This window comes from Aneurinibacillus soli (genome assembly GCF_002355375.1).
In the GTDB taxonomy this organism is placed as follows: domain Bacteria; phylum Bacillota; class Bacilli; order Aneurinibacillales; family Aneurinibacillaceae; genus Aneurinibacillus; species Aneurinibacillus soli.
On the sequence record NZ_AP017312.1, the window covers coordinates 577151 to 594650 of the forward strand.

Annotated in this window: 19 protein-coding genes; 18 read left to right on the forward strand and 1 reads right to left on the reverse strand. The window is 47.8% G+C overall.

Annotation, left to right across the window (positions count from 1 at the left end):
- Positions 1-22: 22 nt before the first annotated feature.
- Genes atpG through CB4_RS02985 form a run of 3 tightly spaced genes read left to right on the forward strand, consistent with a single transcriptional unit; the run spans position 23 to position 2748 of the window.
- A complete protein-coding gene (atpG, locus tag CB4_RS02975) occupies positions 23-883 on the forward strand; it encodes an ATP synthase F1 subunit gamma (protein ID WP_096463514.1) in 861 nt (286 codons plus the stop codon).
- 28 nt (positions 884-911) lie between these two features.
- The gene (gene atpD, locus CB4_RS02980; RefSeq protein WP_096463515.1) at positions 912-2312 is read left to right on the forward strand and encodes a F0F1 ATP synthase subunit beta; all 1401 of its coding nucleotides are present in this window, start codon (positions 912-914) and stop codon (positions 2310-2312) included.
- A 31-nt stretch (positions 2313-2343) separates the two neighbouring features.
- The gene (locus CB4_RS02985) at positions 2344-2748 is read left to right on the forward strand and encodes a F0F1 ATP synthase subunit epsilon (protein WP_096463516.1); all 405 of its coding nucleotides are present in this window, start codon (positions 2344-2346) and stop codon (positions 2746-2748) included.
- Positions 2749-2827: 79 nt separating this feature from the next.
- Here CB4_RS02985 and CB4_RS02990 read toward each other — a convergent pair whose 3' ends face one another.
- Positions 2828-3316: a low molecular weight protein-tyrosine-phosphatase gene (locus tag CB4_RS02990; protein WP_096463517.1), complete on the reverse strand. Its 489-nt coding sequence runs from the start codon at positions 3314-3316 to the stop codon at positions 2828-2830.
- A gap of 166 nt (positions 3317-3482) precedes the next feature.
- Here CB4_RS02990 and CB4_RS02995 point away from each other — a divergent pair, with 166 nt between their 5' ends.
- The 15 genes from CB4_RS02995 to spoIID all read left to right on the forward strand — a co-directional run bounded on the left by CB4_RS02995 (position 3483) and on the right by spoIID (position 17142).
- On the forward strand, positions 3483-3851 hold the full coding sequence (locus CB4_RS02995) for an NADH-quinone oxidoreductase subunit A (protein WP_096463518.1): 369 nt from the start codon (positions 3483-3485) through the stop codon (positions 3849-3851).
- Positions 3842-4360 (forward strand): NuoB/complex I 20 kDa subunit family protein, encoded by a 519-nt coding sequence (locus CB4_RS03000; RefSeq protein WP_146226609.1) that lies wholly within the window; start codon positions 3842-3844, stop codon positions 4358-4360. Before CB4_RS02995 ends, CB4_RS03000 begins: the two co-directional genes overlap by 10 nt.
- A complete protein-coding gene (locus tag CB4_RS03005; protein ID WP_096463520.1) occupies positions 4357-5076 on the forward strand; it encodes an NADH-quinone oxidoreductase subunit C in 720 nt (239 codons plus the stop codon). The genes CB4_RS03000 and CB4_RS03005 overlap by 4 nt, the downstream gene beginning before the upstream one ends.
- A gap of 38 nt (positions 5077-5114) precedes the next feature.
- Positions 5115-6197, forward strand: a complete 1083-nt coding sequence (locus CB4_RS03010) for an NADH-quinone oxidoreductase subunit D (protein ID WP_096467606.1) — start codon at positions 5115-5117, stop codon at positions 6195-6197.
- Positions 6197-7198 (forward strand): NADH-quinone oxidoreductase subunit NuoH, encoded by a 1002-nt coding sequence (gene nuoH, locus CB4_RS03015; RefSeq protein ID WP_096463521.1) that lies wholly within the window; start codon positions 6197-6199, stop codon positions 7196-7198. The genes CB4_RS03010 and nuoH overlap by 1 nt, the downstream gene beginning before the upstream one ends.
- Before the next feature lie 13 nt (positions 7199-7211).
- Positions 7212-7628: an NADH-quinone oxidoreductase subunit NuoI gene (gene nuoI, locus CB4_RS03020; RefSeq protein ID WP_096463522.1), complete on the forward strand. Its 417-nt coding sequence runs from the start codon at positions 7212-7214 to the stop codon at positions 7626-7628.
- Positions 7629-8135 (forward strand): NADH-quinone oxidoreductase subunit J, encoded by a 507-nt coding sequence (locus tag CB4_RS03025; protein WP_096463523.1) that lies wholly within the window; start codon positions 7629-7631, stop codon positions 8133-8135. It abuts the gene before it with no gap.
- Positions 8132-8443 carry an NADH-quinone oxidoreductase subunit NuoK gene (nuoK, locus tag CB4_RS03030; RefSeq protein WP_096463524.1) on the forward strand — a complete coding sequence of 104 codons (312 nt, stop codon included), beginning with the start codon at positions 8132-8134 and terminating at the stop codon, positions 8441-8443. Before CB4_RS03025 ends, nuoK begins: the two co-directional genes overlap by 4 nt.
- 25 nt (positions 8444-8468) lie before the next feature.
- The gene (gene nuoL / locus CB4_RS03035) at positions 8469-10376 is read left to right on the forward strand and encodes an NADH-quinone oxidoreductase subunit L (RefSeq protein WP_096463525.1); all 1908 of its coding nucleotides are present in this window, start codon (positions 8469-8471) and stop codon (positions 10374-10376) included.
- Positions 10349-11881 (forward strand): complex I subunit 4 family protein, encoded by a 1533-nt coding sequence (locus CB4_RS03040; RefSeq protein WP_096463526.1) that lies wholly within the window; start codon positions 10349-10351, stop codon positions 11879-11881. The genes nuoL and CB4_RS03040 overlap by 28 nt, the downstream gene beginning before the upstream one ends.
- On the forward strand, positions 11878-13416 hold the full coding sequence (nuoN, locus tag CB4_RS03045) for an NADH-quinone oxidoreductase subunit NuoN (protein ID WP_096463527.1): 1539 nt from the start codon (positions 11878-11880) through the stop codon (positions 13414-13416). Before CB4_RS03040 ends, nuoN begins: the two co-directional genes overlap by 4 nt.
- Positions 13417-13511: 95 nt before the next feature.
- Positions 13512-13736, forward strand: coding sequence for a DUF1146 family protein (locus tag CB4_RS03050; protein ID WP_096463528.1), 225 nt, complete (start codon positions 13512-13514; stop codon positions 13734-13736).
- 110 nt (positions 13737-13846) lie between these two features.
- The gene (locus CB4_RS03055; RefSeq protein WP_096463529.1) at positions 13847-14623 is read left to right on the forward strand and encodes a YwmB family TATA-box binding protein; all 777 of its coding nucleotides are present in this window, start codon (positions 13847-13849) and stop codon (positions 14621-14623) included.
- 23 nt (positions 14624-14646) lie between these two features.
- Positions 14647-15984, forward strand: coding sequence for a UDP-N-acetylglucosamine 1-carboxyvinyltransferase (murA, locus tag CB4_RS03060; protein ID WP_096463530.1), 1338 nt, complete (start codon positions 14647-14649; stop codon positions 15982-15984).
- A gap of 132 nt (positions 15985-16116) precedes the next feature.
- Positions 16117-17142, forward strand: coding sequence for a stage II sporulation protein D (spoIID, locus tag CB4_RS03065; protein WP_096463531.1), 1026 nt, complete (start codon positions 16117-16119; stop codon positions 17140-17142).
- Positions 17143-17500: the final 358 nt, after the last annotated feature.

Consider the following 17500-nt stretch of genomic DNA (forward strand, 5'->3'; position numbering starts at 1 on the left):
CAAAAAAAGGTGGTGAACATAAGTGGCCGGAGGACTTCGTGAAATAAAAGGGCGTATCAAAAGCGTCCAGAATACACGTCAAATCACGAAAGCGATGAAGATGGTTGCAGCTGCGAAACTGCGTCGTGCGCAGGAGCGCGCTGAGGCATCTCGTCCGTACGCAGACAAAATGCGTGAGGTCGTTATGAGCATCGCTGCCGGCACATCGGGCGCGAAGCACCCGATGCTGCAAAGCCGTCCTGTCAAAAAGACAGGCTATGTCGTGATTACGTCTGACCGCGGTCTCGCGGGCGGATACAACGGAAACGTGCTCCGCATGGTTTCCCGGACGATTGATGAGCGTCATACGAGCAAGGACGAATATACAATTATTGTGCTGGGTCGTAGAGGACGAGACTTCTTTAAGAAGCGCAATTACTCGGTGATTGAAGAGGTTGTGAACCTGTCTGATTCACCGACATTCGCTGACATTAAGAATGTCACGCGCAAAGCAGTACAGCTGTTTGCGGATGAGCAGATTGATCAATTGTATCTTGTATACAACAAATTCATCAGCGCGATCCAGCAAGAGCCGACTGAAGTGCAACTTCTTCCACTTAGTGGTATCGAAAAAGTAGAAGGAACACCAACGTACGATTTCGAACCATCTGCGGATGAAGTGCTTGCCGACCTGTTGCCGAAATATGCAGAAACGCTTATTTTCAGTGCGCTGCTTGATGCGAAAGCAAGTGAGCAGGGTGCCCGGATGACAGCGATGGGCAGTGCAACGGATAATGCGTCAGATATGATTGACCGCCTGACACTGTTCTACAACCGTGCCCGCCAGGCAGCGATTACGCAAGAGATTGCGGAGATCGTCGGCGGAGCCAACGCGCTCGAATAGGTCGAAGCGTTAGATAGGAGGGAAACAGATGAGCAAGGGACGTATCCTTCAGGTAATGGGTCCGGTTGTTGACGTTCAGTTCGAACGCGGAAACCTGCCTGAGATTTATAATGCGATTAAAGTAAATGGAACACTTGAAAACGGTAAGGTTGTTGACCTTACTCTCGAAGCTGCTCTTCACTTAGGTGACAATGTTGTTCGTGCTGTTGCGATGTCATCCACAGATGGTCTCGTACGTGGTATGGAAGTTACGGACACAGGTAAGCCGATTTCTGTACCGGTTGGAGAGAAAACACTCGGCCGCGTATTCAACGTACTTGGTGAGCCGATCGACTTGAAAGACGCTCCAACTGATGTTGAATACCATCCGATTCATCGCCAGGCTCCTGCTTTCGAAGAGCAGTCTACAGCAGATGAAGTTCTTGAGACAGGTATCAAAGTCGTTGACCTTCTTGCACCGTATGCAAAAGGTGGTAAAATCGGTCTGTTCGGTGGTGCCGGTGTAGGTAAAACCGTACTGATCCAGGAACTGATCAACAACATCGCACAAGAGCACGGTGGATATTCCATCTTCGCTGGTGTAGGTGAGCGTACTCGTGAAGGGAATGACCTGTATCACGAGATGGTTGAATCAGGCGTTATTAATAAAACATCCATGGTATTCGGTCAGATGAATGAGCCGCCGGGTGCGCGTCTGCGTATTGCCCTGACTGGTCTGACAATGGCTGAATATTTCCGTGATGTGGAAGGTCGTGACGTACTTCTGTTCGTCGACAACATCTTCCGCTTTACACAGGCAGGTTCTGAGGTATCGGCTCTTCTCGGTCGTATGCCATCTGCTGTAGGTTACCAGCCGACGCTTGCAACTGAAATGGGTCAGCTGCAAGAGCGTATCACATCTACGAAAAAAGGTTCTGTAACGTCTATTCAGGCGATCTACGTACCTGCGGATGACTATACTGACCCGGCTCCAGCAACAACATTTGCTCACTTGGATGCTACGACCAACCTTGACCGTGGTATCTCTGAGCTTGGTATCTACCCTGCGGTAGACCCGCTTGCTTCTACATCCCGTATTCTGTCTCCAGCCGTTGTAGGCCAGGAGCACTACGATGTAGCGCGTGGCGTTCAGTCTATTCTGCAACGTTATAAAGAACTTCAAGACATCATCGCGATCCTTGGTATGGATGAGCTGAGTGATGAAGATAAGCAAACCGTAAACCGTGCTCGTAAAATTCAACGTTTCATGTCTCAGCCGTTCCACGTTGCTGAGCAGTTTACTGGTGCGCCTGGTAAATACGTTCCGGTTAAAGAAACAGTTCGCAGCTTCAAGGAAATCCTTGAAGGTAAGCATGACAATCTTCCGGAAGCAGCGTTCCTGTATGTAGGAGCGATTGAAGAAGCGGTTGAAAAAGCTAAGAATATGTAGTTCAACCCTGACGAAGGGGAGGGTTTCGTAGATGAATACAATTGCAGTCGAAATCGTTACTCCAGAACGGGTTGTCTACCGCGGAGATGCACGCATCGTCGTAGCCAGAGGTATGGAAGGGGATCTAGGCGTGCTGCCTAATCACATTCCGACGGTTACACCGTTGAAGATTGCTCCGGTTCTGGTGAAGAAGCATGAAGGTGCAGACGATATTATTGCTGTAAGCGGTGGGATGATGGAAGTTCGTAAAGATAAAATTACGATTCTTGCTGAATCTGCTGAACTAGCGGATGAAATTGACGTAAATCGTGCAACAGCTGCAAAAGAGCGAGCAGAACGCCGTCTTGCTGAAAGTGGCCGTGATAATGTTGATTTTAAACGCGCTCAGTCGTCGCTTCAACGTGCAATGAACCGTCTAAACATTGTAGGTAAATAGGTAAAAAAGCCCCCGTTGTGATTAAAACACAGCGGGGGCTTTTTTCATGAATTATTTTCCTTCCTATCAAAAAGATTGCCTAATCTGTGATATAATGGACACGAATAATATGGTCCAGTAAGCCTATGCAGGAGCGATGAATGATTGCGTATGTTTCCAGAAAAGCATCATCCCCTTTGGCCCACGGATCAGGCACATCTCCGGGTTCTTCCGGATCGAATTCACGTAGCAGATGAATGTTTCCGCTTGTAGTACCTAATTTGCAGATATTGCTGTGATTAGAGCTATCCATAGCAATTATATAATCCCATCGGGTCAAATCTTCCCCTGTAAACTGTCTGGCATACTGTCCATCCAGTGACACGCCGTGCTTTGCTGCTGCCCGTATGGAACCAAGGTCCGGTCGTTCACCGGTATGGTAGCTTGCAGTACCTGCTGAATCAATATGAAAGTACTCAGACAGCCCTCTTTTCTCTACAAGATGTCGAAATATACCTTCTCCAAGAGGGGAACGGCATATGTTTCCAAGACAAACAAAAACGATATGAATTTTTTTAGTTTTTGACATGAATTCACACCCTTTCTGATAGGAAAATTACTATACAAATGTACCATATGATCAGCTAATTCCTCTATTAGACAGTAAAAGATGCATTTGGTATAATTGTATGGAATTTTCATATACACATTTTTGTAACTTGATTTTTTATTAATTTTAGGGTAGGGGGAAGGTTATGGCAACGTTATATTCAAACAACTATCTGATTGTTGTCATTTTTCTCTTCTTAGGCATCATTCTGCCCGTGGTAGCGATTACATTGGCACGACTTCTAGCGCCAAGTAACCCCACTGAGGAGAAAAGAAAGACGTACGAAAGCGGGGTCGATCCGATCGGTTCCAGCTGGGTTCAATTTAACGTCAAATACTACATTTTCGCTTTGCTTTTTGTTGTGTTTGACGTTGAGACTGTCTTCTTATATCCATGGGCAGTAGCCTTTGACAGTCTTGGGCTTTTTGCACTTGTTGAAATGATGATCTTTATTTTCCTGCTTGTCATTGGTTTAGTTTATGCCTGGAAAAAGAAGGTGTTGGAATGGAACTGAATTTAGAGGGCATCACCTTAGAAGAACGAAAAGAGTTAGAACGCAACGTTGTATTTAGTACATTTGAACAGCTCAAAGCATGGGCACGAAGCAACTCGATCTGGCCGCTTACATTCGGCCTTGCTTGTTGTGCAATCGAAATGATGGGAACAGGGGGTGCGAACTGGGATACGGACCGATTTGGCGTATTCTATCGTGCTTCGCCGCGTCAGTCTGACTGTATGATTGTATCGGGCACAGTAACGAAGAAGATGGCCCCACTTGTACGCCGTTTGTATGATCAGATGGCAGAGCCGAAGTGGGTTATTGCCATGGGGTCCTGTGCAACAGCCGGGGGACCGTATGTGAACTCATATGCGGTTGTCAAAGGCGTGGATCAGATTATTCCGGTCGATGTTTATATTCCGGGATGTCCACCAAGTCCGCCTGCTTTAATTTATGGGATTAACAAGCTACAGGAAAAAATTCGTTATGAAGCGAAGACCGGGAAGAAGGTGACCGGTGAATGAGTGAAGAGAAAAAGAGGCCAACACCAGAAGAGAAAGCTGCCGCTGCCGCGAAAGCCAAGGCTGCTGCAGCTGCTAAAGCGAAGGCTGCCAGCACTACGGATGGAGATGTAGATGCTGACGCCAAGGCCAAAGCTGCTGCTGCCGCAAAAGCAAAAGCCGCCGCCGCTGCCGCCGCAAAAGCGAAAGCCGCCGGTGCTGCTGGAGGAGACGAAGCTCCGCCTGAACCGAAAAAACCATCACCAAAACAGCCCGTATTGGATCAAATTGTGAAAGTTATAACACAGAAGCTGGGTCAGGATGTATTGGAAGACTCGTACATTAATGAACTGAGTGAACACATTCCGACGCTTGTTGTAAAGAAAGAGAGTCTTTTTGAGACTGCCCGCCTGCTTCGTGAACATGAAGAACTCGCGTTTGATTATCTTTCACTTAGTCTGGGCGTGGATTATGAAACGCACATGGAATCGGTTATTTACTTGTACTCCTATACAAAAGGAGAAAATGTGTGCATCAAAGTAAAAGTAGATCGCGATAACCCGCATGTTGCATCGGTTATGCCGATCTGGCCAGGTGCCGATTGGTTCGAGAGGGAGACGTACGATCTTCTCGGGATTGTGTATGAAGGACATGCAAACTTAAAACGCATCATGCTTCCGGAAACATGGGTTGGGTACCCGCTGCGTAAAGACTATGTACAGTACGACGGGGAGGTGTGAGGACAGTGAGCCAGAGCACAGGAATCAGAACAGAAGAAATGCTGCTGAATGTCGGGCCTCAGCACCCGAGTACGCACGGTGTATTCCGGATGATTGTCAAGATTGACGGGGAGACGATAACCGAATGTATTCCGATTATTGGGTATTTGCATCGTGGAACCGAGAAGCTTGCTGAGAACCTGAACTATACACAGATTATCCCGTATACGGATCGTATGGATTACATCGCAGCGATGTCGAACAACTACATGATGGTGCACACTGTTGAGACGATGATGGGGCTTGAAATCCCGGAACGTGCAGAATACTTGCGCGTGATCGTGCTCGAATTGCAGCGGGTAGCCAGCCACTTGCTATGGTTTGGTACATATTTGCTTGACCTGGGTGCCTTGAGCCCGCTCTTATATGCGTTCGTTGATCGGGAAAAAATCCTGAGTTTCTTTACCGAAATCTCAGGTGCTCGCCTCACGTACAATTATATGCGGGTTGGCGGCGTGAAATGGGATGCTCCAGAGGGCTGGCTTGAAAAAGTGGACGAGTTCGTGCCGTATATGCGCAAGCAGCTTCAGGATTATCATGGACTTGTTACAGGGAATGAAGTATTTGAGAATCGTGTAAAAGGGGTCGGAATTATTACGAGAGAAGAAGCGATTGCATATTCCATGAGCGGTGTGCAGCTTCGTGCATCGGGTGTGAAGTGGGACTTGCGCAAAGATCAGCCGTATTCCATCTATGATCGGTTTGATTTCGAAGTCCCGACAGAGACAGCAGGGGATTGCTTTGCTCGCTATATGATCCGCTTCCGTGAAATGGTAGAATCCCTCAATATTATTGAGCAGGCTTTAAAGCAGATGCCGGATAGCGGCGAGATCATAGCCAAAGTTCCGCGTATCATTAAAGCCCCACAGGGTGAGGCATTTACAAGAGTGGAGGCACCGCGTGGCGAGATCGGCTGCTATATTGCAAGCAACGGGAAAGACAAACCGTATCGCATCAAATTCCGCCGTCCATCCTTTGCCAACCTTCAAATTCTTCCGAAGCTGATGCAGGGACAGAATATTGCGGACATGGTAGCCATCCTCGGAAGTATTGACATTGTACTTGGGGAGGTTGACGGTTAATGGATGCGTATTTGCAACAAGCATTGGGCTTACAAAATGGCCTTGTCTTTATTCTGTCAGCGGCTGCATTGCTCGGTATTGTACTGGGATTCGTAACGTATTCGATCTATTTTCAACGTAAAATTCTTGGTTGGATGCAGTTGCGTGTCGGTCCAAACCGGGTAGGGCCATTCGGTCTTCTTCAGACCGTGGCAGACGTACTGAAGCTATTATTGAAAGAAGATATTATCCCGAAGGCTGTTGACAAGCCGCTCTTTATTCTGGCGCCTGTTATCGCTTTTACACCGGCGTTCGCGGTGCTTGCGGTCATGCCGTTTACGGAAAATCTGCACTTTGCAGACATTGGAGTAGGGCTGCTGTATTACATTGCGGTATCGGGGATTACCGTACTTGGAGTCATAATGGGTGGATGGGCGTCGAACAATAAATGGGCCCTTATCGGTGCGATGCGTTCGGCTGCACAGATGATCAGTTACGAGATTCCGCTTGTTATGTCGGTTGTCGGTGTTGTATTGATGACAGGCAGCTTGAATTTGATTGATATCGTAGAGAAACAGCGTGAGATGGGCATGTGGTTCTTTATTCCACAATTTCTTGGCTTTGTTGTATTCATCATTGCTCAGCTCGCCGAGTTAAGCCGGACACCATTTGACCTGACAGAAGCAGAATCCGAGCTCATCTCTGGCTATCACGTCGAGTACAGCGGTTTCCGCTGGGCGTTCTTTATGTTGACGGAGTATGTGTACATTTTTGCGATGGCATCACTGACGACTGTGTTGTTCCTCGGAGGCTGGCTGCCACCATTTGAATTCCTGGCATTCATTCCAGGTATTATCTGGTTCGGACTTAAGTTTGCCTTCATTGTATTCTTTATTTTCTGGCTGCAGGCGACGTTCCCACGGATGCGTGTCGACCAGTTGATGCAGATGGGTTGGAAAGTTCTGCTGCCGGTGGCGCTGCTGAATATCCTGATCACTGCAGTGTTGAAGACGGTACTGTAGAAGGGGTGATAGCATGTTAAGATTTGCCAAAGGACTGGCGTATACATTTAAGCAAATGACAGAGAAAAAGGCAACGCACATGTATCCGGATCAGGAGATGATATGGCCGGAACGATTCCGGGGCATTCAGCATTTCGCACCAGAAAAATGCATCGTATGCAATCAGTGCGCTCGCATCTGTCCGACGAGTTGTATCAACCTGATCGGGAAGAAGAGTGAAGACCCGAATAAAAAAGGAAAAGTGATCGACACGTATGACATTAACTTCGAGTTATGCATTCTGTGTGATCTGTGTACGGAAGTGTGCCCGACTGAGGCGATTGTGATGACCACAAACTTTGAACTGGCCACATACAGTCGCGATGAGCTGTTTAAAAACCTGCGCTGGCTTGATGATAACAATACCAATGTACGGGGAGGGGAAGCCTAAATGAGCGGACAGGTAATCGCATTTTTCGTGCTTGCCCTGCTATCCATTGGGGGCGCAGTGTTCATGATCAGCAGTACGCGCGTGGTACACATGGTAGTATCCCTGGCGTTTACATTTCTCGGGATTGCTGGACTGTACATTCTGCTTGAGGCGGAGTTTGTTGGTATGACACAAATCCTTGTGTATTCCGGTGCGATCTCCATTCTCATGCTGTTCGGAATCATGCTGACGCGTCATGATGCAATGGACGTTATGGTTCGGACGGGATGGACTAAGCAGTTGCTTCGTCTAGCGATCGTTGTATTTTTTATCATTGTTGGCTTTACGTTGTACAGTGCCCCGTGGAGTGGCGAGCCGGCAGCATTCTCGGAGCAGAACAATGTAAAAGAAATCGGGATTCAAATGTTCACGCATTACATGATTCCGTTTGAACTCGTATCTGTACTTCTTCTTGTTGCGCTTGTGGGCTCGATTATTCTCGCGAAGAAGGAGGCGGACGACGAATGAGTGTACCGATTATCTCATATTTACTAGTCGGTTTGATTCTGTTCTGTATCGGTTTATACGGATGTTTAACCAAGCGCAATGCAGTTGTGGTGCTTCTCTGCATTGAGTTAATGCTGAATGCGGCAAACATCAATCTGGTTACATTTGCAAAATTCGGGTTGTTTGCCAACATCGCCGGACAGGTATTCTCGCTGTTTACGATTACGGTGGCGGCAGCCGAGGCGGCCGTGGGGATTGCCATCCTGATTGCCCTGTACCGCAACCGCAACACGGTTCAGGTTGACGAGATGGATTTACTGAAGCGATAGAATGGAAGGGGAATGGTGATCTGATATGTTAGCAAATGCATGGCTCATCCCGCTCTTTCCGCTCCTGGCTTTCGTGCTGCTGGTCGCATTCGGTCGACAGCTCAAGGAAGCATCCGCCTATGTGGGAATTCTCGCAACGGCTGCTTCGTTTATTGTGGCGCTGCGTGTCTTTTTCGAGCGGTTCGCCGGGGGAGCGGAGGATTATCTGAATAATAGCTTCAACTGGTTAACATATGCCGGACAGAAAATCACAATGGGTTATGAAGTAACCCAGTTGAATGCTATGATGCTTGTGATTGTTACACTGGTCAGTCTATTGGTTAATATTTATTCCAAAGGCTATATGCACGGAGATGATAGATTTCCAGTGTTCTACCAGTATCTTGCACTTTTCACGTTTTCAATGCTTGGCGTTGTCTTGTCGCCAAATATTTTACAGTTGTACATATTTTGGGAGCTTGTAGGGGTATGTTCCTTCCTGCTTGTGGGTTTTTACTTCTTCAAGCCAGAAGCGCGTGCGGCTGCCAAAAAAGCCTTTATCGTGACCCGTGTCGGGGACGTGGGGCTCTTCATCGCCCTTGCTCTGATCTTCTGGTGGGTTGGCAGCTTCAATTATGATGATATCTTCGCTAAAGTTCAGGCTGGTGGTATTGAAGAGTGGAAGATTACGCTCATCGGTATCCTTGTCTTCGTTGGTGCCATGGGTAAGTCTGGTCAGTTCCCGCTTCATACGTGGCTTCCAGATGCGATGGAAGGCCCGACTCCGGTCAGTGCCCTCATCCACGCAGCTACGATGGTTGCAGCCGGTGTATACCTTGTAGCACGCATGTACGATTTGTATCTGGCATCGCCGGTAGCGACGGAAGTGATCGCCTATGTAGGTGGATTTACCGCTATTTTTGCCGCTTCCATTGGCTTGACGCAACGCGATATTAAACGTGTGCTCGCGTATTCAACGGTCAGCCAGCTCGGTTACATGATGCTAGCACTTGGTGCAGCAAGTGCGGCAGGTTATGTAGCGGGTACGTTCCACTTGATGACACACGCGTTCTTCAAAGCCCTTCTGTTCCTCGGAGCAGGTAGCGTTATTCATGCGGTGCATACCCAGGACATCTTTGAGATGGGTGGCCTGTGGAAGAAGATGCGGATTACCGGCACTGTTTTCTTAATTGGATGTCTGGCGATTGCGGGTATTCCGCCGTTCGCGGGCTTCTGGTCCAAAGAAGAAATTTTGAATGCGACGCTCGCATCAGGACGCTATGATCTGTTTATTATGGCGGTCATTGCGGCTTCGTTCACAGCTTTCTATATGTTCCGTCTGTTCTTCCTCACCTTTACGGGTACACCACGTACAGACAACAGCCATGCGCATGAGTCGCCATCTGTGATGACTGTGCCGATGCTTGTGTTAGCGGTACTTGCTGTATTGGCAGGTCTGATCAATACGCCGTGGAAGCAGGTGCTTGGTGACTGGTTGACAAATAATTTTACACTGTATACAAACGGCCACGGAGGCGAACATCACGGCCCGATGTGGGTGACTGCTCTTGCGATTGCGGTATCGGTAGCCGGTATTGCACTGGCCTGGGTGATGTATGGGAAGGGACGGATTCCTTCTGGCAAGGAAGGTATGCTGTATCGACTGTCCTTCCGCAAATACTACGTGGATGAGATTTACGACATTCTATTTGTTGAGCCGCTGCGTGCACTTGGCAAGGCGATGAACTGGATTGATCACGCGATTGTGGACGGTCTGGTGCGTCTGGTTGCGCGGGCTGCGCAAGGAATTGGTGGCATAGGAGCGCGGATGCAGGATGGTAAGGTGCAGACATATGGAACGATTGCCTTTATCGGCCTGGTGCTGCTTCTGGCCGGCTTGACAATAGCAGGGGGGTACGTAGAGCAATGGCGAACTATTTTCTCACAATCCTAACGTTTTCACCGCTGCTGGGTGTGCTGCTGCTCGCGTTCGTTCCGAAAAACCTGCCCGGCACTAGTAAAGCAATTGGAATTCTTGCGACACTTGTTCCGCTTGTACTGGCTTTGATGCTGTATACAGGATTTGATTCGACAGCACCGGGGCTGCAGCTAGTTCAGCAGATGAATTGGATTAACATCCCGCTTAGCAACACGCAGTCGCTCCCGATCCGTTTTGAGATGGGTGTCGATGGGCTATCCATGCCGCTTGTGCTGCTGACAGCTATCATCAGCACAATGGCAGCGGTTGTAGGTCTGACAATTGATAAACGCTGGAAAACCTTCTATGTGTTGTTCCTGATCGTAGAGATGGGCATGCTCGGTGTATTTACTGCAGCGAACTTGTTCCAGTTGTTTATTTTCTTTGAATTTACGATTATTCCGATGTTCTTCATGTTGGGTATCTGGGGCTATGTGGATCGCGAGAAGGCTGCGTTCAAATTCCTGTTGTATAACGGGGTTGGTTCTGCCATTATGCTGATCGTATTTGTTATCCTGTTCGTTCTGACAGGAACATTAAACATCGCGAAAATTGCCGAGCTGTTCACCAGTCCGATGTCGCCATTTAATGTTCCGGATGTACCGGGCTATATTCCGAATAGTGTTCGTCTGGGACTGTTTCTGGCTCTGCTACTTGCATTTGCCATCAAGATTCCAATCGTACCGTTCCATACGTGGATGCTGAAAACATATCAGGAAGGTCATCCGGCGGTTATTATGATTTCGTCCGGTGTTCTGATTAAGATCGGGGGCTATGCGCTGATCCGTCTGAACGCGGGCTTCTTCCCGCAGTGGATGAATGAACTGGCCACACTGATTGCGGTGCTTGGTGTGATTAATATTTTGTATGGGGCTGTGCTCGCACTTGTACAGAATGAACTGAAACAAATGCTGGCATATTCCAGCGTAAGCCATATGGGAGTTGTGCTTCTGGGGATTGCGGCAGTCAATGCGCAGGGACTCCAGGGTGCGATTTTCCAAATGATATCGCATGGTCTGATTGCCGCGCTTATGTTCTATCTTGTCTCGCTTGTTCATGAACGTGCAGGTACAAGTGATATCCGCAAACTTGGGGGTCTGGCAAAATCAATGCCGATTATTAGCGGGATTTTCCTGACCGCAATGATGGCATCGGCGGGCCTACCAGGAATGTCTGGTTTTATTAGTGAGTTCCTGGCGTTTGTTGGGCTGTTCGGTTCAAAACCAGCAATCGCAGCAGTCGGTGCGATTGGGATTATTTTGACAGCTGTCTATTTGCTTCGAGCTACACTTGCGACAACGTTTGGTCCAACGCACGCGGAGCATGAGAGTCTAGCAGATGCACAGGCGATTGAAGTTGTTCCAATGGTCGTTTTGCTTAGTTTAATCATTCTGATCGGTGTTTATCCGGCTGTATTGAGTGAACCACTGCAGGCGACGTTGCAAACTATTGCGTCAGGGATTGGAGGTTTCAGCCGATGAATAGTAAATGGGGGGTTCTGGCCGAATATGACTGGTCAGTGATGAGTCCTGAGTTTACCATACTTGGTGTTGCTACACTCCTGTCGCTGATTGATTTACTCATGGGCAAAAAAGCAGATCGTCGCATTCTCGCCTGGATCGGGCTTGCAGGTGTCATTCTTGCCGGATATTTTGTTATCCGAAATACCGGGCACAATGTTGTATCCATCATGAATGATATGTACCGCCTGGACGGGTTTGCGAATGCCTTTAAGCTGATTTTCCTCGGTGGTGTGGCATGCGTACTGCTCATCTCGATTAGCTATATTGATGAAGCGCGTAATGTACCGTATTCCGGAGAGTATTATTATTTGCTGCTATCTGCATTGCTTGGTGCCATGATTATGGCCTCATCGGCAGATTTGATTACGCTGTTTGTCGGTCTGGAGTTGCTCTCGCTTTCTTCCTATATATTAGTAGGAACGAGGAAGCATCATATTCAGTCGAACGAATCAGCGTTTAAGTATGTCGTATCCGGTGGAATTGCGGCAGCGATTATCCTGTACGGCATGTCGTTTATCTATGGGATAACCGGATCAACGAATTTGTATACCATTGCAGAACGCTTGCCAAATGCATTTTATGGCGGCTTTGATCTTCTAATCTATCTTGCGTTCTTCCTGATGATTGTGGGTCTTGCTTTCAAGATCTCTGCTGTGCCATTCCACATGTGGGCACCGGATGTGTATCAGGGAGCGCCGACGCCGATTACCGCGTTCCTGTCTGTTGTATCCAAAGCAGCAGGGTTTGCGATCATTCTGCGTATGTTTATCGTAATCTTTATCAACATTGTTGAAGTGGATGCCAAACTGGGTATGCAGCAGCCGATTATTGCGGGTAAGCTGGCACTCTACATCTCGATCATTGCGGCAGCTTCCATGATTATCGGGAATACACTGGCACTTCGTCAGGTTAATGTGAAGCGAATGATGGCATATTCGGGTATTGCGCAGGCAGGCTATCTACTTGTGCCTCTAGCATCTCTGACTGGTCTTTTGTTGGATCAGACGGTGTTCTATCTGATCGCTTATCTGCTGGCGAATATGGGTGCTTTTGCGGTCATTATGATCGTAAATCGTGATCAACAAACGGAAGATGTGAAAGGATTTGCGGGCCTGTACCATCGGGCACCGTGGTTGTCGATTTCCATGACATTCTTCCTACTTTCGCTTGCGGGCATTCCACTTTCTGCCGGTTTCTTTGGGAAGTTCTATATCTTTATGAGTGCTGTCGGCTTGATGAAATACTGGCTAGCCGGGATTATGATGGCAACAAGTGTGATCTCGTACTACTACTATTTTGGTATCGTTCGCCAGATGTATATGCGTCCAGGTTCGACAGAATCGCCACTGCGTGTGCCAGCTCCGATCGCGGTTGTTGTTCTGCTGACATTCATCGGAACTGTAGTGATTGGTGTGATGCCAGACCCGGTTATTCAGTACATCCATACGAATTTCCCGTTCCAGCAAATTTTTGAATCGGGTTCGAAGTTGTAGTATAGCGTAGTATGATTTCCAAAGAATGCCCCGTGCTTGTACGTATGGTACAATAAGCCGAGGCATTCTTTTTTCGAGAAAAGGAAGTGAAAGAGATGGCGATAGAGGGCATGATTAATATTATGCTGTCGCTTGTGTTTATTGGACTGAGCTTCTGGGCGCTGCAGGCGTTCCGCTTTGACCTGTTTTTGTCTGAGGCCAGAGGAGGCAGAGCTCGTCTGCTACAGGTTTTTCTTGCGATTGTTATTGGGCATGGGGTAGCTAGGTTTTTCACCGATTATTACGGGTGGACCCAGATGCTCCGCCAATTTTTTGTATAGCTTAAGCCACACATAAAGCAGCGTAACCAGACAGCGCTGCTTTTTTCATTGTATAAGAGCCTCCCATTCCGTAAACACTGAAATAAAAAGAAGATTGGGAGAGGAAAGTAATGAAAATATATACAGTCTGGAAAATGATCTTGCTTGTTTTGCTGGGGGTTTCGGCGCTAATGGTGTATCCTGTTGTCGCGAGTATGACGGAAACGTCTGATGTCGATACAGCGATCACACATGCGCGGAATGATCTTGAACGCTTGATGCAGGCGACCCGGCAGACGGGTGCACAGGTTGACACCGTTAGCTTACGGGCAAAGGCCAGTTTTCCTGCTCTGGATACGGAAGAAGAGCAGCAGAAATTTTTACGAAAATTCGGCATACCAGTATGGCAACAAGACGTAAAGGATTCGATTTACTCCTACACAGGCGAGAAAAAGGACGGGACCATTCAGTTGAAAATTCACGTGTCTTTTTCCTCGGATAAGGGAGTAAAGAAGAATAACAGCGATTTATCGATGGAAGTTACAGGTGAAGAGAAGCAGGTTACAGAAATGGAGCAAGAGCTTCATACGTATTTGAAAAGTAATGGAATTAGGTCTGAACTCCTACAAATTATGTCTTGTGTCAGAGGATTTTATAGTGGTAAACTGAAAAATGACTTGCAAATTGAGAAAACAAGTCGCATACTGGCCGAACTTAATGGAAAAATAGTGGAAAGTCTTACTGAGGAGACGATTCAGAGCACTTCAGCTTATTCACCCCTACTAAGTACCATGATTCGCACCAATCATCAACCTATGAATGTGCAGGTAGCGACACACTATAGCCAGTATCAGAACAGGACAACAATTACAGTGGGAACACCGATTATTACAGCGGAATATTATTAGAGCAGGACGCGGGGGGAAGTAGCGTGGATAAGATTATCATCCGCGGTGGGCGACGTCTGTCGGGGAACGTTCGTGTACACGGCGCAAAAAATGCAGTATTGCCAATCATTGCAGCATCGATTCTGGCAGAAGACGGTGCTAGTACCATTCATGAAGTCCCTGGATTGGATGATGTATATGCCATCAGCGAAGTTATTAAAGCACTCAATGTAGAAATCACATATGATGATCAGAAGGAAATCCTTTTGGTTAACGCGCAGGGCTTATCGGCGGTCGAGGCACCTTATGAATGGGTAAGGAAAATGCGGGCATCGTTTTTGGTAATGGGCCCTTTACTTGCGCGCAAAGGACAGGCAAAAATACCACTTCCAGGTGGTTGTGCAATTGGATCACGCGGCATTGACCAGCATCTTAAGGGATTTGAAGCCATGGGTGCAAAAGTGGAGATCGGACAGGGATATATTTTTGCAAGCGTAGCAGGCCGATTAAAAGGAACAAAAATTTACCTGGATCTTCCAAGTGTAGGCGCGACGGAAAACATCATGATGGCTGCCAGTATGGCAGAAGGCATGACCGTTATCGAAAACGCAGCACAGGAACCAGAGATTGTAGACCTGGCTAACTATCTGAATGCCATGGGTGCACGCGTCCGTGGTGCCGGAACCGATACGATTCGTATCGAAGGCGTAGAACGGATGCATGGGGCTGTACATAGCGTAATTCCAGACCGGATTGAGGCGGGAACGTTCATGGTTGCGGCGGCCATTACACGTGGGGACGTGACTATTGAGAATGCCATCATTGATCATCTTAAGCCGGCTGTAGCAAAGCTGAGAGAGATGGGCGTAGAGGTCGAAGAAGTAGAGAACGGTGTACGTGTATGTTGCGAGAATCCGCTCAAAACGATTGATGTGAAGACACTACCACATCCGGGATTCCCGACAGATATGCAGGCACAGTTCATGGCGATGATGCTGTCGGTACCGGGTACAAGTTTAATTACGGAAACTGTATTTGAGAACCGCTTTATGCATGTGGATGAATTTAAACGCATGGGATCGGTTATCAAAATCGAGGGTCGGACCTCTTTTGTAACGGGTGGTACGCGCTTAACCGGAGCGAAAGTAAAAGCAACTGACCTCCGTGCAGGAGCAGCGCTCATTCTGGCGGGCCTCATCTGTGAAGGGGAAACGGAAATAACAGAGCTTCACCATATCGATCGTGGATATGTGCGCATTGTTGAGAAATTTAAAGCACTTGGCGCTGATATCGAACGCCACAATACGCCGGTTGTTCAACTTGTCAAAGACGAGTCAGAATCGGAAGCTGTGGTATCTTCAACAGAAGCGTCGCTGGCCTAATTGTATAGACATTAATTAAGAAGAGTCTGCGAATGAAGGTTTCGCAGACTCTTTTGCATTCATAATGGTTTTTTCTCCGGCATAGTCTTCTTAAGAGAGAGTTGTCCAACAGGCATCTGGAGGGAGAATCCAATGAAAAATATTTTGTATTTCGTCGTTGCTGTTATCGGTGTACTGCTTGCTGTTCCATCCATTCTTGTACTCATTCATACAGAGCCTGAAGCAGTATCAGAAAAGCCTGCATCGATGCAGAAAGCATCTACCGCTGCCATTTCACCGACTGGAAAACAAGAAAAACCGATCACCTTTCCGATTAAAGTCCTTCGTGTGGAAACCGGAAAAGTAGAATCGATTCCGCTCGAACAGTACGTCGCAGGTGTTGTGGCCGGTGAGATGCCCGCTGAATTCGAAGTAGAAGCATTAAAAGCACAGGCGCTAGCCGCCCGAACGTATATTACACTCCGTATTGCCAAAAAAGATTTTTCCGATGTGCCTAAGCAGGGGCACGTTACCGATACCATAAAGCATCAAGTATACCTTGACGATAAACAGCGCCGCGCACGCTGGGGAAGTACGTATGACTGGAAAAATGAACGCATTGTACGTGCTGTACAGGAAACAGCCGGTCAGATTCTCACGTATGAAAATCAGCCGATTAATGCGACCTTTTTTTCGACAAGCAACGGCTACACAGAAAATGCAGAAGATTACTGGGGCAGCAAAATTCCGTACCTTCGTAGTGTCAAAGTGCCATGGGACACAGCGTCTCCGCGATATGAGACAACGGTCACGATTCCCATCGAACAAGTAGAGAAACGACTAAAAACGAAACTGGCTATCCCAACGGGCGGTGGTCCGTCTTCCTGGCAGAAAGTGTTGTCTCGTACAGTAGGGCAGCGTGTGAAAGAAATCAAGATTGGCGATAAAACATACACCGGGCGCAGCGTGCGAGAACTACTTGATTTAAATTCTTCGCATTTTACGCTTTCGATTGAGAAGAAAAACGTGGTGGTGCATACTCTTGGCTACGGCCACGGTGTCGGCATGAGCCAGTGGGGAGCGAACGGCATGGCCAAAGAGGGGAAGAAGGCGGAGGAGATTGTGGCGTACTTTTATAAAGGGGTGCAGATTCAAAATGCCGAGAAGTGGCTGAAGTGAGTTTTCTGGAGGGGAGAGTCAGCCGTAAGGCTGGTGGTGGAGCAGGGAGAATGAGGAATCTGCTTGCCTTTCCTTTTCGCAGGGAAGTGGATACTGTCCGTTCCGGAAGTGAAAAAGGGAAGGTGCAAAACATCCGGGTTAATTCAGTGAGGGAGACAATTGCACCTTCAGATCCTTTTTCACTTCCTCCACTGAGTAAGAAAAGCCGGACAGCGCAGATTCTCCCATTCTCCCCGCTCCAAACCAGCTTCGCTGCATTCTCTTTCACAAAACATCACTGAGATTTTAAAATTTTTTTACAAGCGGCAGCTTTGTGGGGTGGGAGGAGGGAAGCGAGAAGATGACGCCGTCCGGCCCT

What these genes read in the sequence shown, in the direction of transcription:
- CB4_RS02990 (WP_096463517.1), bottom strand. Translation starts at nt 3,316, where the DNA reads ATGTCAAAAACTAAAAAAATTCATATCGTTTTTGTTTGTCTTGGAAAC.
- nuoK (WP_096463524.1), top strand. Translation starts at nt 8,132, where the DNA reads ATGAGTGTACCGATTATCTCATATTTACTAGTCGGTTTGATTCTGTTC.
- CB4_RS03055 (WP_096463529.1), top strand. Translation starts at nt 13,847, where the DNA reads ATGAAAATATATACAGTCTGGAAAATGATCTTGCTTGTTTTGCTGGGG.
- nuoN (WP_096463527.1), top strand. Translation starts at nt 11,878, where the DNA reads ATGAATAGTAAATGGGGGGTTCTGGCCGAATATGACTGGTCAGTGATG.
- CB4_RS03005 (WP_096463520.1), top strand. Translation starts at nt 4,357, where the DNA reads ATGAGTGAAGAGAAAAAGAGGCCAACACCAGAAGAGAAAGCTGCCGCT.
- CB4_RS03025 (WP_096463523.1), top strand. Translation starts at nt 7,629, where the DNA reads ATGAGCGGACAGGTAATCGCATTTTTCGTGCTTGCCCTGCTATCCATT.
- CB4_RS03040 (WP_096463526.1), top strand. Translation starts at nt 10,349, where the DNA reads ATGGCGAACTATTTTCTCACAATCCTAACGTTTTCACCGCTGCTGGGT.
- CB4_RS03050 (WP_096463528.1), top strand. Translation starts at nt 13,512, where the DNA reads ATGGCGATAGAGGGCATGATTAATATTATGCTGTCGCTTGTGTTTATT.
- spoIID (WP_096463531.1), top strand. Translation starts at nt 16,117, where the DNA reads ATGAAAAATATTTTGTATTTCGTCGTTGCTGTTATCGGTGTACTGCTT.
- CB4_RS02995 (WP_096463518.1), top strand. Translation starts at nt 3,483, where the DNA reads ATGGCAACGTTATATTCAAACAACTATCTGATTGTTGTCATTTTTCTC.
- nuoL (WP_096463525.1), top strand. Translation starts at nt 8,469, where the DNA reads ATGTTAGCAAATGCATGGCTCATCCCGCTCTTTCCGCTCCTGGCTTTC.
- nuoI (WP_096463522.1), top strand. Translation starts at nt 7,212, where the DNA reads ATGTTAAGATTTGCCAAAGGACTGGCGTATACATTTAAGCAAATGACA.
- CB4_RS03010 (WP_096467606.1), top strand. Translation starts at nt 5,115, where the DNA reads ATGCTGCTGAATGTCGGGCCTCAGCACCCGAGTACGCACGGTGTATTC.
- CB4_RS03000 (WP_146226609.1), top strand. Translation starts at nt 3,842, where the DNA reads ATGGAACTGAATTTAGAGGGCATCACCTTAGAAGAACGAAAAGAGTTA.
- nuoH (WP_096463521.1), top strand. Translation starts at nt 6,197, where the DNA reads ATGGATGCGTATTTGCAACAAGCATTGGGCTTACAAAATGGCCTTGTC.
- CB4_RS02985 (WP_096463516.1), top strand. Translation starts at nt 2,344, where the DNA reads ATGAATACAATTGCAGTCGAAATCGTTACTCCAGAACGGGTTGTCTAC.
- atpD (WP_096463515.1), top strand. Translation starts at nt 912, where the DNA reads ATGAGCAAGGGACGTATCCTTCAGGTAATGGGTCCGGTTGTTGACGTT.